This is a genomic window from Mucilaginibacter sp. CSA2-8R, from assembly GCF_038806765.1.
Lineage (GTDB): Bacteria > Bacteroidota > Bacteroidia > Sphingobacteriales > Sphingobacteriaceae > Mucilaginibacter.
This window is the reverse complement of the sequence record NZ_CP152389.1, coordinates 1,063,427-1,077,362: the sequence shown is the minus strand read 5'-3', so window position 1 is coordinate 1,077,362 and position 13,936 is coordinate 1,063,427. Positions and strand designations below refer to the sequence as shown.

The 13,936-nt window shown below is 45.5% G+C and carries 10 protein-coding genes; 7 read left to right on the top strand and 3 right to left on the bottom strand.

What is annotated here, in order from left to right; genetic code table 11:
- Positions 1-184 precede the first annotated feature (184 nt).
- The 7 genes from kdpF to AAGR14_RS04610 all read left to right on the top strand — a co-directional run bounded on the left by kdpF (position 185) and on the right by AAGR14_RS04610 (position 8,799).
- Positions 185-262, top strand: coding sequence for a K(+)-transporting ATPase subunit F (gene kdpF, locus AAGR14_RS04640; RefSeq protein ID WP_342648730.1), 78 nt, complete (start codon positions 185-187; stop codon positions 260-262).
- A 14-nt stretch (positions 263-276) separates the two neighbouring features.
- Positions 277-1,995, top strand: coding sequence for a potassium-transporting ATPase subunit KdpA (gene kdpA / locus AAGR14_RS04635; protein ID WP_342647432.1), 1,719 nt, complete (start codon positions 277-279; stop codon positions 1,993-1,995).
- 71 nt (positions 1,996-2,066) lie between these two features.
- Positions 2,067-4,094, top strand: coding sequence for a potassium-transporting ATPase subunit KdpB (kdpB, locus tag AAGR14_RS04630; RefSeq protein ID WP_342647431.1), 2,028 nt, complete (start codon positions 2,067-2,069; stop codon positions 4,092-4,094).
- Between the two features lie 31 nt (positions 4,095-4,125).
- Positions 4,126-4,689, top strand: coding sequence for a K(+)-transporting ATPase subunit C (locus AAGR14_RS04625; RefSeq protein WP_342647430.1), 564 nt, complete (start codon positions 4,126-4,128; stop codon positions 4,687-4,689).
- Between the two features lie 88 nt (positions 4,690-4,777).
- Positions 4,778-5,857: a porin gene (locus tag AAGR14_RS04620; protein WP_342647429.1), complete on the top strand. Its 1,080-nt coding sequence runs from the start codon at positions 4,778-4,780 to the stop codon at positions 5,855-5,857.
- A 45-nt stretch (positions 5,858-5,902) separates the two neighbouring features.
- Entirely contained in the window at positions 5,903-7,036 is a 1,134-nt protein-coding gene (locus AAGR14_RS04615; RefSeq protein WP_342647428.1) for a sensor protein KdpD, read from the top strand.
- Positions 7,033-8,799: an ATP-binding protein gene (locus tag AAGR14_RS04610; RefSeq protein WP_342647427.1), complete on the top strand. Its 1,767-nt coding sequence runs from the start codon at positions 7,033-7,035 to the stop codon at positions 8,797-8,799. Before AAGR14_RS04615 ends, AAGR14_RS04610 begins: the two co-directional genes overlap by 4 nt.
- Before the next feature lie 44 nt (positions 8,800-8,843).
- On the opposite strand, the gene AAGR14_RS04605 is transcribed toward AAGR14_RS04610, so the two are convergent.
- From AAGR14_RS04605 to AAGR14_RS04595, 3 genes are all read right to left on the bottom strand, one after another.
- A complete protein-coding gene (locus AAGR14_RS04605; protein WP_342647426.1) occupies positions 8,844-11,540 on the bottom strand; it encodes an ATP-binding protein in 2,697 nt (898 codons plus the stop codon).
- Positions 11,541-11,689: 149 nt separating this feature from the next.
- Positions 11,690-13,129, bottom strand: coding sequence for a serine/threonine-protein kinase (locus AAGR14_RS04600; RefSeq protein ID WP_342647425.1), 1,440 nt, complete (start codon positions 13,127-13,129; stop codon positions 11,690-11,692).
- Positions 13,122-13,913, bottom strand: a complete 792-nt coding sequence (locus AAGR14_RS04595) for an FHA domain-containing protein (RefSeq protein WP_342647424.1) — start codon at positions 13,911-13,913, stop codon at positions 13,122-13,124. Before AAGR14_RS04595 ends, AAGR14_RS04600 begins: the two co-directional genes overlap by 8 nt.
- Between the last annotated feature and the right edge of the window lie 23 nt (positions 13,914-13,936).

Genomic DNA, 13,936 nt, shown 5'->3' with positions numbered 1-13,936 from the left:
AATTTCAGATTAATTTATTGTATTTCAACACCTTATAAATACCTCTCTTAGTATTGGTATTTGTTTTGGCATTGGGGTAACCAAAACAGATGCACATGCTTACTCTACTATTACTGGCAGCCTTACTCGTTTTGTGCTGGTTCATTTTTAAATCTATCGACTGGTTCGAGCAAATCTGAAAACTATGTTAGCGTTATTTATTATCTCTCTGGCAGTGTTTGTATACATGGTATACGTACTGCTTAAACCCGAAAAATTCTAATTATCCCCTGCCCCATGAACACTGAATTCTTAGGAATCGTTGCTTCCTTTGCGATCACCCTCCTTATCGCTATTCCTTTAGGAAAATACCTCGCTAAAATGTTTGCCGGCGAAAAGGTATGGACCGACTTTATGAAGCCGCTTGAAAACGGTTTGTTTAAAATTTCGGGCATCAACCCCAGCGAGCCCATGAACTGGAAACAATTTTTGAAGGCCATGATGATCATTAACCTGGTATGGCTGGTTTACGGCTTTTTTGTTTTAATCTACCAGGATAAATTGCCGCTTAACCCCGACGGCAACCCAGGTATGACACCTGATCTGGCCTTTAATACCATCATCAGCTTTGTAGTTAACTGTAACTTACAGCACTACTCGGGCGAGAGCGGCTTAACTTATCTCACTCAACAATTTATCGTAATGTTTTTGATGTTCACCAGTGCGGCCACAGGTATAGCGGCAGCAATTGGCTTATTTAAAGCATTCAGAGAAAAAACCACCTCTAACATCGGTAACTTTTGGGAATATTTTCTTAAATCAATTACCCGCTTGTTATTGCCGCTATCAATAGTAATAGCCTTGATACTATCATTCAGCGGCACGCCATCAAGCTACGCCGGTAAAGACCAGTTTATTTCGATGCAGGGTGATACGGTTAATGTATCCCACGGCCCGGCTGCGCAAATGATTGCCATTAAGCACTTGGGTACTAACGGTGGCGGCTGGTTTGGAGCAAATTCTGCCCACCCGCTCGAAAACCCAAGCTACTTTACCAATATGGTCGAAATCATCTCGCAGATGATTATACCAATGGCTATGATTCTGGCTTTTGGCTACTTTGTTCGCCGCAAAAAATTAGGCTGGGTTATATTTGCGATGATGACCGTGGGCATGCTGATGCTGATGATTCCAACACTTTTCAGCGAAACCGGCGGCAGCTCAGCAATAGCTAAAATGGGCGTACAACAAGCTACCGGCGCTATGGAAGGTAAAGAAGTACGCATTGGCCCTATGGCTACCGGCTACTGGAGCACGCTGACTACCATCGTATCAACCGGTTCAGTAAACGGTATGCACGATAGTACCATGCCGCTTACCGGTGCATGGCAGTTGTTAGGTATGATGATTAACGGCTTTTTTGGTGGTTGCGGTGTAGGTATACTTAACTACTTTATCTACCTCATTATCGCCGTGTTTATTTCGGGACTGATGGTAGGCCGTACGCCTGAGTTTTTGGGCCACAAGGTTGAAGCGCGCGAGGTTAAAATTGCGGCACTCATTACCCTGCTCAGCCCGTTCCTGATTTTAGCAGGCACTGCCCTGGCAGCGTTCATCTTCACTAACTTGGGTAATGCCGATTGGGCTGTTAAGCCGGCAAACTGGTTAAACAACCCTGGCTTCCATGGTTTCTCGGAGATGCTGTATGAATTTACCTCGGCCAACGCCAACAACGGCTCCGGCTTTGAAGGCTTGGGCGATAACAATATATTCTGGAACGTAGGCACCGGTGTGGTACTCATCTTAGGCCGCTTCTTACCCATTATTGGCCCGGTTGCTATAGCAGGTTTGCTGGCCCAAAAGAAATACGTACCTGAGTCGGCTGGTACTTTGCGTACCGACACCTTTACTTTCGGTGTGATGACACTGGCGGTAATTTTGGTACTTAATGCCCTGTCGTATTTCCCGGCACTGGCCTTAGGCCCGCTGGCTGAGTATTTTTCAATGGCTCACTAAAAGTTTTCCCTCTATAAATACCAATGATACTTAACCGGCCTAACCGGGCCGGTTAGTTACTCAATATAAAAATGAAAAATCAATCTGATAAATTATTTGAACCTGCTTTAGTGCAATCCGCACTTAAAGAGTCGATTATAAAACTTGACCCACGCGTTATGATGCGTAACCCGGTAATGTTTACCGTAGAGGTGGGTACGGCTGTTATGTTATATGTAACCATATACAGCTTTACGCATAGCGGTCAGGGTTCATGGGTATACAACTTGATCATCTTCCTGATTTTACTGCTTACCGTACTGTTTGCCAACTTTGCAGAGGCTATTGCCGAAGCCAGAGGTAAAGCACAGGCCGATAGCTTACGCAAAACCCGCGAAGACACACCCGCTAACCTGATTGATGCTAACGGCAACATCTCGGTCGTGTCATCAAGCCAGCTAAAAAAAAACGATATGTTCGTGTGTCAGGCCGGGGATACCATTCCTACGGACGGCGAGATTATAGAAGGGCTGGCCACCATTGACGAATCGGCCATCACCGGCGAATCTGCACCAGTTATCAGGGAAGCCGGAGGCGATAAATCGTCTGTAACCGGTGGTACTAAAGTTTTATCTGATAAGATTAAAGTACTGGTAACCACCCAACCCGGCGAAAGCTTTTTAGATAAAATGATTGCCCTGGTTGAAGGTGCATCGCGTCAAAAAACACCTAACGAGATTGCCTTAACCATTTTGCTGGCCAGCTTTACCATCGTGTTTATCATCGTGTGTGTTACACTGAAACCCTTTGCCACTTACGCTAATACGCCTATCACTATTGCCGCTTTAATTTCGTTGTTTGTGTGTCTGATTCCTACTACCATTGGCGGTTTGTTATCAGCCATCGGTATAGCAGGGATGGACCGCGCGCTGAGAGCTAACGTAATTACCAAATCGGGTAAAGCGGTAGAAACTGCCGGTGATATTGACGTGTTGCTGCTGGACAAAACCGGTACCATTACCATTGGTAACCGTAAAGCTACCCAGTTTTGGCCTGCACCTGATGTTAGTCCGGATGCTCTGGTTAAAGCTGCGGTACTGGCTTCTTTAGCTGACGAAACACCCGAAGGTAAATCAATCATTGAACTGGCCAGTAGCCATATGGCTATACCATCTGTTCCAGCCGGTGCTGAGTTTATCAAGTTTACTGCCGAAACCCGCTCAAGCGGTATCAACACACTTGATGGTAACCGTACCCGTAAAGGCGCTTATGACAGCATGCGTAAAATGGCGCTGAACGCAGGTCATACTGTATCAAACGCGGTTAAAGAACGTGTACAGGCCATATCCTCTAACGGTGGTACGCCGCTGGTAGTTACCTATAATGAAGAGGTTTTAGGCACTATTGAGTTGCAGGATATTATTAAACCCGGTATTGCCGAGCGTTTTGAAAGGCTACGCAAAATGGGTGTTAAAACCGTAATGGTAACCGGTGATAACCCGTTAACTGCAAAATTTATTGCCGAAAGAGCCGGTGTAGACGATTTTATTGCCGAAGCTAAACCTGAGGATAAAATGAACTACATTAAACAAGAGCAAGCCACTGGTAAACTGGTAGCCATGATGGGCGACGGTACCAATGATGCCCCTGCCCTGGCCCAAGCTGATGTAGGTGTAGCCATGAACAGCGGTACCCAGGCTGCCAAAGAAGCCGGCAACATGGTGGATTTAGACAACGACCCTACCAAACTCATTGAAATTGTAGAGATAGGAAAACAGTTATTAATTACCCGTGGTACCTTAACTACCTTCTCCATCGCTAACGACGTAGCCAAGTATTTTGCTATCGTGCCGGCACTTTTTATTGCTTCTATCCCGGCGCTGCAAAGCCTGAATATAATGGGCTTGCACAGTCCGGAAAGTGCCATCTTATCTGCGGTTATCTTCAACGCTATCATTATCCCGTTGCTTATTCCGCTGGCATTAAAAGGCGTAGAGTATAAACCCATCGGTGCCAGTGCACTATTACGTCGCAACCTGCTGATTTATGGCGTAGGCGGTGTTGTTGCCCCTTTTATCGGTATCAAACTGATTGATATGGTGGTAGGCCTGATGGTGTAAGTAAATAGTAGCATTAATTATTAAAAAAGACATGAAAACATTAGCTCAATCTATAAAATTAACCCTGGCACTCATGGTATTACTATGCGGTATATACCCGGTAATTATTGCCTTTGCCGGTAAATTATCTAAAGGCCAGGGCAATGGCGAAACCATTACCCAAAATGGCAAAGTAATTGGCTATGCTGCCTTAGGTCAAAAGTTTGACCAGCCGCAATACTTCTGGTCGCGCCCGTCGGCGATTGGATACAACGCGGCCGGCTCTGCTGGTTCTAACAAAGGCCCAAGCAACCCCGACTACCTGAAAGAGGTGAACAACCGTATTGATACCCTGTTAAAATACAACCCGGGCATCAAACGCAGCGACATCCCGGCCGATTTGGTTACCGCCTCCGGTAGTGGTTTAGACCCTGACATTTCGCCCGAGGCTGCCCGCCTGCAAGTTAAACGGATTGCTGCTAAACGTGGGTTAAGCGAGCAACAAGTTGCGGCACTGGTAGAAAGCCATATTCAGAAACCCTTGCTGGGAATGTTTGGCCCCGCTACCGTAAACGTTTTAGCGCTTAACATCGCTTTAAACAACCTTAAAAAGTAAACAGCCTTGCTGTTTTTTAAAACCCTGCCAATAACAAGGCAAAAACCCTACAGTGCAAACTATAACCCACACACACTTAATACTACAGATGAAAAAATTTATAATATTCACTATCCTTTGCGTTTCGGCTATTTGCTCAAAAGCGCAGGATAGTGTGAAAGCAGGTAAGTTAACTTTTAGTGGCTATGCCGAATTATACTACGGTTTTGATTTTAACCGCCCTGCAGATAATAATCGTCCGGGGTTTGTATACTCGCACAACCGCCACAATGAGTTTAATCTTAACCTTGGCTTTATTAAAGCTAATTATGATGCCAGCAACTTCAGAGCAAATTTAGCGGTGATGGCAGGTACTTATGCCAACGCCAACCTGGCCGCAGAGCCGGGCGTGTTAAAAAACATATTTGAGGCCAACGCCGGTGTTAAACTAGCCAAAAATGCTAACCTGTGGCTGGATGCCGGTATTTTTGCGTCGCATATTGGTTTTGAAAGTGCCATCAGTAAAGATTGCTGGGTACTTACCCGTAACATCGCGTCAGAAAATACGCCTTATTATGAATCGGGTGCTAAAGTTACCTACATCACCAATGATGGTAAATTAACGCTAACCGGCTTATACTTAAATGGCTGGCAACGCATCAACCGTCAGCCGGGTAACAGTAAACCGGCCGGTGGCGTACAGATTGTTTATAAACCGGCATCGCAGATTACCTTGAATTACAGTAATTATTTAGGTACCGAGGGAGCAGACTCGATAAGGGTACGTCGCTTTTATCACAACTTCTACGGTATCATTCAGCTTAGTCAGGTTTTTGGTTTAACCGCCGGATTTGATTATGGTACTCAGCAACAAAGCATCGGCAGCAATAAACATTACCATGTGTTATCACCGGTAGCTATTGCACGTTACCAGTTTTCGGGCAAATGGGCGGTAGCCGGCCGGGTTGAATATTACCAGGATAAAAACGGAATTATTGTAGCCTCTAACACCCCGAACGGATTTAAAACTACAGGTTACTCAATTAACCTGGATTATGCCCCGGTGAGCAATGCGTTATTACGCCTGGAAGGCAAACTGTATAATAGTAAAGATGATGTATTTACCCGTTTGGGAACGCCGGTTAACACTGACCCGCTCATTACGGCAAGCATGGCTGTTTCTTTTTAAGGATGCAGCTATACCAAATTTTTGCATAATTGAACCGCCAATGGTATGGAAGAACAGGAGCACAAAGACGATTCGGTAAAACACTTTATCGAACTGATACAAAAATCAAGGCGCGGTAAGCTAAAAGTCTACATCGGTATGAGTGCTGGTGTAGGCAAAAGTTTCAGGATGCTGCAGGAGGCACATGCTTTGTTGCGCAATGGGATTAACATACAAATTGGCTTTATTGAAACGCACAACCGGGCCGATACCCATGCCCTTTTAGACGGACTGCCGGCAATTAGCCGGCGCCGTACGTTTTATAAAGGCAAAGAGCTGGAGGAAATGGACCTGCAAACCATTTTAAACAGGCATCCCGAAGTAGTGATTGTTGATGAGCTGGCACATTCTAACATCGAAGGCAGTAAAAATGCCAAAAGATGGCAGGATGTGCTTGATATTTTAGAGGCCGGCATCAGCGTAATAACCGCCGTAAACATACAGCACTTGGAAAGCCTGAACGAGGAAGTGGAAAACATTACCGGCATTGCCATTACCGAACGCATACCCGATAAAGTGCTGCAACTGGCCGACGAGATTGTAAACATTGACCTTACCGCCGACGAGCTGATTGACCGGCTTAAAGAGGGTAAGATTTACGACAAGAGCAAGGTAGAGACAGCGCTGCAAAATTTTTTCAGGAGCGATAAAATATTGCAGCTGCGCGAGATAGCGTTAAAAGAAGTGGCACATTACCTGGAACGCAAAATTGACGTAGAAATACCCAAGCAAATCAAGCTCCGGGCCGAAAAGTTTTTAGCCTGTATATCCTCAAACGCTACCACAGCTAAAACAGTTATCCGGAAAACGGCACGACTAGCCTCTTACTACCGCTCGCCGTGGATTGTATTATATGTGCAAAGCAGCAATGAGAGCCTGGACAAAATAAAGTTGGATAAACAGCGGCACCTGATTAATAATTTTAAACTGGCTACCGAACTGGGTGCCGAGGTAGTTAAACTTAAAAGCGACCAGATTACCCAAACCATCATCAAACTGGCGCAAGAGCGCGAGGTAACTACCATTTGTATAGGCAAACCACACTTAAGCTTATTTCAGGTTATTTTACAAACTGCCATTTTTAACGAACTGCTCAAAAACTTATCTACTACAGAAACAGATTTAGTGATATTATCATGAAAATAAAAACTAAACTTTGGCTCGGCTTCGGCTTCCTGTTCACTATCGTGCTGCTTTTTGGTGCGCTTTCTATCTATTACATCCAGCAGATATCCAACAACGCAAAAATCATCCTGAAGGATAATTACGAAACCTTGAGCTATACCCGCGAGATGCGGACCCTGCTTGATGAAACACCGCTGCCGCTTAATCAGCAGGCAGCACACCTGTTTGACGTGCAGCTGGTGAAAGAAGAGCACAACATCACCGAGAAAGGTGAGGGTGAAGCCGTAGCCGCTTTGCGGAAATCTTTTAAAAAATTAAGCCTGGGGCAAGGCTCCCTGGCCGAGCAGCAGGCTACCGAACGGCAGGCCCGCGCTCATTTGCGCAACATTGAGGCTTTAAATATGCAGGCCATTGTGCGTAAAAATGATGCGGCAAGAGCATCTGTAAACCAGGCCGGCATTATTATGGGACTGGCCGGTGCGTTTACCTTTTTAGTACTGTTTAGCTTTAGCGTAAACTTTCCGGGCTTTATTGCCAACCCCCTTAGGTCGCTGTTGGAAGGTATCCGCGAAATCAGCGAGAAAAACTATCGGAAGCGTTTACATTTTGACGAGGGTGATGAGTTTGGTGAAGTAGCCAACGCCTTTAACAATATGGCCATACGCCTTAACGAGTGGGAAAACAGCAACGTGGCAACCATCCTTTCCGAAAAACGCCGTATCGAAACCATTATTGAGCAAATGCAGGATGCCATTGTAGGGGTGAATGAAAACCACGAGATACTATTTATCAACAGCGCTGCCCGTAAAGTCCTCAACCTGACCGACGGCAAAGTAGTTGGCCAAAACACTGCAGAGCTAGAGAAAAATAATGATTTGTTCCGTTCTATTCTGAGCAACACGGCAGCTGTTAAACTGCTGAAAATTGTGTTGGATGGGCAGGAATCGTACTTCCAGTTGCAAAGCCGCGATATTTATGTACCTAATCTGGGTGAGCAAACTGAAGCTATTAAAATTGCCAGTAAATCTGCCGGTAAGGTTTACCTGCTTCGTAACGTTACCGAATTTAAAGAGCGCGACGAGGCTAAAACCAACTTCATCGCCACGATCTCTCACGAGCTTAAAACCCCGATTTCTTCCATCAAGATGAGTCTCAAGCTACTTAACGATTCGCGCATTGGCAGCATGAACGCCGAACAGCAGCAACTGGTTGAACACATAGCCGATGATACCTCGCGGTTGTTAAAAATCACCAGTGAGTTGCTCGAGCTTTCGCAGGTAGAAACCGGAAACATCCAACTAAACTTTATACCTGTAGCTCCCGAGCAAATACTTGATTACGCGATCAATTCGGTAAAATTTCAGGCCGAGCAAAAAAGCGTGCAGTTAGAGGTAGTAAAAAGCGATGACCTGCCGCAAGTACAGGCCGATGTTGAAAAAACTGCCTGGGTGCTGATTAATTTTTTATCGAACGCGCTGCGTTACAGTGCCGAAAAATCTAAAATTATCATCAGGCTGAATGCTGAAAGTAACCAAATGATATTTTCGGTAACCGACTCTGGAAAAGGTATTGACGAGCAGTACAAAAAGCGTCTGTTCGACCGCTACTTTCAGGTACCAACAGACGGGCAAAATAAGTCGGGATCGGGCTTAGGGCTGGCTATCTCCAAAGATTTTATCGAGGCGCAACAAGGCCGCATCTGGGTAGAGAGTGCCCTGGGCGAAGGCAGTACGTTTTACTTTAGCCTACCCATTGCCCGTACCAATAGCAACAGTTAAAACTATCAGGGCATGTGTTTATGCAGATGCTCTGATAACAATGATTAGTCTTTGTTATTAAGCCATTGTTCGGCCTCGGCACGAGTGGTAAAAAACTGGGCTACTACATTACCCTGCTTAACATCAACACTTTTTTGAGCAGATAGCTGGCTGAATATGCTAGGCGAAAAAATCCACGCTACATGTTTAACACCAGCATCTTCGAGCATCGGAAAAAACTCCTGCCCTACCCAATCAGAGGCTTCAGACCAAGTGCCTTGTACATGGGTATTGTCATTAAGTATTTGGGTTGCACCATTTGCTTTAACTAAGCTCAGCATCTGCATACAGCCGTTTTTCACCGTATCTACCGTTTGGAAACCTGTCCAATCGGCCGCTACGTAGTTATGCACTGCACTGTATTGCAACGTAATGTTGTTATCCTGATAAAAATTATCGGCCATCATCAACTCCCGGCGCTCATCCTTTTGTACCAACGGCAGCCTAAAATAAAACGTAGAGCCATTGCCTTGTTTGCTTTCAATCCAGAAAGTGCCCTGGTGCCGCTTTAAAATTTCGGACGAGATAAATAACCCCAAGCCCAAGCCCTCAAAACGCATGGCAGTATTATCTACCCGGTAATAGCGGTCGAATAGTTTATCAAGATGGTCTTGCGCTATACCAATACCAAAATCCTCTACCGAAACTATTACGCTGTCATCCTCAACCACAGCGTCTACGATTACGGTTTTATTATCGGGAGAATACTTAACGGCATTGGTTAAAAAATTATGCACCACCTGCTCCAGCCTAAAATAATCGCCGGTATAAGTAACGTTGGCATTTTCGCGGATGATAATTTCATAATCCGGCGCTGTAAGCTGTACTGCCTCAACGCTGCTCATGATCAACTCGGCCATGTTAAACGGCGCCATATTGTAGTCCATTTTGCCGGCGTTAATGCGAGTTACATCTAACAAATCGTTAATCAGTTTTTCTAAACGGGATATATGCTCAGCAGATTTTTTGATAAAGCCGTGAAGCTTTTCGCTGTCTTTTGCCCTGCTCATTAACTGGTTAAACGCCTTGATACTGGTAAGCGGCGTTTTTAGCTCATGGCTTGCAATAGATAAAAACTCATCTTTTTTATGCTCATTGCTCTTCTGCAAATCAATATCCGTATTAGTACCCAGCCACATTTTAATGGCCCCTTCTTCAATCAATGGCACGGCCCGGCTCAAGTACCACCGGTATTCGCCGTTGTGCATACGCAACCTAAATTCAGTCACATACTCATTGCCCGAGGCCAACGCTTTGTGCCATGCCCTCAAACAGCCCGGCAAATCATCAGGATGAATAAGTTTTTGCCAACCGTGGTTAACTACCTCGCTTGGCATGTAGCCAAAATCTTTACTTACCGTCTGGTTCACGTAGTTGAGCTTACCATCAGGTTTTGCGGTCCACACCTGTTGCGGTATGGCATTTAGTAAAAACGTGAACTGGTCCTGGCTGGCAGCCAGTTCTTTTATCGTTTTTTCGAGGTCGTGCTTAGTTGCGTAAAGTTCTTCGTTAATGGTTAGCAACTCTTCATTAGTCGATGACAGCTCTTCGTTAGTTGCCGCCAGTTCAAATGTCCGGCTCTCAATACGTTCTTCCAGGTGAGCATTCAGACTGCTTAAGCGCTGCTGAGTCTGCTGCAGTTCTCCGTTAATTGCGGCCAATTCTTCGTTAGCTGCCGAAAGCTCCTCATTAGCTGCGCCCAGTTCCTCGTTTAGAGCCTGTTCGCGCTGGTACGACTCGCCCATTTCGTGCGCGTGAGCATTATTTAATAAAGTCCCTACATGCATTCCGGTAGTCTCTAAAAACTGCCGGTAATCTGCATCAATGCGTTTACGGGGCGAAGCCCCTAATACCAGGCAGCCTTTTAAACGGGCATTATCATTACTAACGGGCACAATTAAAGCTTCTTGTACAGGCTCAGGCCATAAGCTATCAACCGGTGCTGGCAAATAATCGTTCAATTGTTCAACAAAGATTGACTTGCCTCCGATAGCAACCTCACTACACAATTGCTGGAAAGCAGTGAGGTGCTCTAGTAAAATATTGCTATGGGCTTTCAGGCTTACCTGGGTAACTTGGTGTTCGTCACTTAAGTATAAGGCAGCAAAAGCAATATCCAGGCGCGAATTGCCCAATATCTGCATTACGTTGCTAATGCCTTGAATTACCGTTTGTGATTTATTAGCACTGTGTATCAGCTGAAGCAGTAACTGATTGCGGCGCTCATGAATATACTTGTATGAAGTCTCGATAACGGCGTTAAACACACCACCCACGGTACCATCTTTAGACATTACCGGCGAAAGGGTATAATCAAAATAACACTCTTCGGTGTAACCGTTGCGGTTCATCAACAGCAGGGCATCAGGCCTTCGGTAAGATGCACCTTCGTGCAGTACACTTTCAAACTCATCTTTCAACCCTTCCCATATTTCGGGCCATACTACCGCACCAGGTTTACCTAACGCCCAGGGATGTTTTTGTGCGGGTATGGTGCTCCAGGCATCGTTATATAATAAAGAAAAGTCAGCACCCCAATAAACAGCAATGGGGAAACCCGAATTTAAAGCAATACTCACGGCCAATTGCAAGCTATCGGGCCAGGTCTGAGGCGAGCCGAAAGATGTTTCGGACCAGTTATTGGCGCGCATTAATTCGCCCATTAGGCCGCCGCCTTTTAAAAAGGTAAAAGTTTCGGACACGTTCTTAGGTATAGATGTAAAATGCCAATTACTTGGCAGTTCTGCAAAATAGCAGTTTTAGTTTAATTTTTAAATAACAGTTAATACGGTTTTAATTTCACTGCTGATAAAACTACACCCTAACCATTAAGAAGCTATCGTTTTATAACTTAAAAAAGACCTAAAAACCTTTTACGATGCTTGCCTTTAAACTTTTTATGATGTTTGGCCCAACCCGGCGGTACAAACTGCTGTTCGGCAGGTTTAAAAGCAGCCATTTTAACGGCAGGTTTGGTATACACTGCCTTCACACTATCCTGGTAACGTTTGCTTAAAAAGACAAACGGCGATTTATAGTTCTCGTCCACTTTTACAGCTGCAGCTTCGGTACCCGCAGGCGTTTTAGGTTTGGAGAAAAAAGAGAAAGAAAACAGCGCGATAAACAAGGCAGCGACGCCAGCCAGACCTACAAACCAGCGCTTAGGCAGGTGTACAATATCTTTGTTAGATTCATACATTCCCTTTTCGGGATTGTAACGGCCGCCTGCTTCCAGGGCTACCGATTGCAGAGAAGATAGTTGATTTTGATGTTGTTCTTCTTTTTGCCGGTATTGCAGCAGTTCTGCTTGCAACCGTTCATTTTCTTCCTGCAGGGCAGTAGCATCTATGCGTGCCGATGCAGGCAAATGATGAGACTCAGCTGCCATCAGGCTGCCTTCGGTAAGGGCTTGCTGAAGTTCAATCCCGTTTGCATACCTGCGGGCTGGATCTTTTTCAAGGCACCTGGTAATTACCTGTAAGAGCCATTGCGGAACTGCCAACTCCTGTTTACGCTTATCCTCATCCCAACCTGCAGGCAGCCGCAATATACGCCGGGTGATTGGATCGGGCACTGCCTGCTCGAGGTGTGCCAACATCACCGCATTCCGGGCGGTTTCGCCATTACCATTCAACACAAAAGGCACCTGGCCTGTAAGTAGTTCGTACAACACAACACCATAACTGTATACATCTGTTTGTGGCAGCATCTCTCCTTCGTGCTGCTCTGGCGCCATAAACTCGATAGCCCCAGCATGCCTTACCGAACTGCGCCGCTGCTCGTCGGTTAAAATGGCTAGACCAAAGTCCAGCAATACATAATTACCGGTGTGAACGTTGTACTTTACGTTATTGCTTTTAATATCGCCGTGCTTTACTCCTACCCGGTAGCAGTGCGCCAGAGCATCGGCCAACTGGTTGGCTACCTTAATCAATTCTTTTAAACTGAAGATTGGGTCGTGAGGGGGTTGCAACAGTTCACAAAGATCCGGCCCCTCAATGTACTCCATCTCAATAAAAGGGAATGAGCCGCTGTCAGTAAGCCCGAAGCTGCGGATTTTGACTACATGCGGATTAGGCTGCTCGTTAACTTTTTGCAGCTTAGTTACCTCGTTCTGGAAATTGCGATAGCCACGGTCGTCTTCGCTTTCGCTGATGATCGGCGTAGGTAGCAGTTTAATGGCCGAGTACAATGTACCCTGCCGTTTGCCCTTGTATACCGAGCCCTGGCCACCTGTGCGTAAAGCACCCAGGTTTTCTAATCCATCCGCTATTGTAAATACCTTACTCATTTCCCGACGGTTTATTGCTAAACTGTAATACGGCCGATTCGCCTATGATAATCTGGTCGCCCTCATTTAACGGGTGACCGATTTCGGTAGAGTGCAGTTTTACCAGCTCTTCGGTAGCTGCCACTTTAATCTTCACTTTGTTGCGTGGCGGCACACCACCTTCATCCGCGTGAAGCATGAAATGAGAATTGTCATTATTCCACTCTATATGGGCATGCTGACGGCTCACATAACGATTGCTCTGATTTTGGCTATCAGACGGAAACGCAATATGGTTAGTTCGAAAAAAACCGTCATCAGCCTGCGCCTTTTTATCCCGGCCAATATTTATCTTGCCACTCTCGGAGGTAATCACATACTCCGGTTTTTCTGCTTCTCCGCTTAATACCGTTATATAGGCAGTAGTGGTTTGCTTGATAAAGTGACGGCTGGTTTTGATAAAAATAGCTGCATCTACGTTAGTTGCCTTTACGGCTTCGTCGGGTACATCATCTTCATAAATCAAATCCAGCGTCCAATTATCAGGCAAAGCCAATGCATAGTCGTCGGCTATCTTTTGTATCTCTTCTCTTAACTCTTCTGGTTGCTCGGCATAAACCGCAGTTTCATAAATATGCTGCTCGGCGGCATTAGCGTTGATGTATAAGCACAACCCTTTAATGTTGGCACCTTCACCACCTTCTGCTTTTTGCAGTTCTTGTTTTATAAATTGCAGCAAGGCATAACGCACACCTTTAACATCAGTGGGTCGCTCGTCTGCACCGCTTTTAAAAAAATTAAACATAGGTTCTTACTTATACTGTTATA